The sequence below is a fragment of the Neisseria sp. P0021.S007 genome, assembly GCF_051956855.1.
On record NZ_JBQCXA010000860.1, the window covers coordinates 1 to 578 of the forward strand.

A 578-nucleotide genomic window follows, 5' to 3' on the forward strand; every position below is an offset into this window, starting at 1 on the left:
TAACCGTATCAAACCGGCTGCCATCCCTGACCGCCTTGGCAATACCCAACGGAATACATATCAAATAAGTTAGGAAGAATGTCCACAAACCCAAACTCATCGATACCGGCATTTTCTCTTTTACCAACTCAAATACGGTTTGGTGGTGGAAAAAGCTCTCGCCCAAATCAAAACGGGCGAATTTCCATACCATATCGACAAAACGCGTCACAGGCGGCTTGTCGAAACCGTATAAAGCATTCAGAGCAGCCAAATCTTCCGCACTGATGCGGTTGCCGTTTTTAGCCAAAGTTCCAGGCATACTGCGTCCTGCTGTTTCGCCGCCAACCGCGCCCTGCGTCAGCTGCTGAACCATCTGTTCCACCGGACCGCCGGGAACAAACTGAATGACGGCGAAGGTAATCGCCAAAATCCCCAACAACGTGGGAATCAAAAGGAGCAAACGATGAAAGATATAACGCCACATGATAAAGTGTTCCTCTATTTTTTGATTTGAAGGCCGTCTGAAACCACTGACCTCAGACAGCATATAGTAACGGATTAATAAGCGTTTGGCCGATTATTTACTTCTCTAAGGC

General features: G+C 47.4%; 1 pseudogene. It reads right to left on the minus strand.

What is annotated here, in order from left to right:
* Window positions 1-466, minus strand: a pseudogene (locus tag ACTHUR_RS16370) (microcin ABC transporter permease); the annotation flags it as partial.
* Between the last annotated feature and the right edge of the window lie 112 nt (window positions 467-578).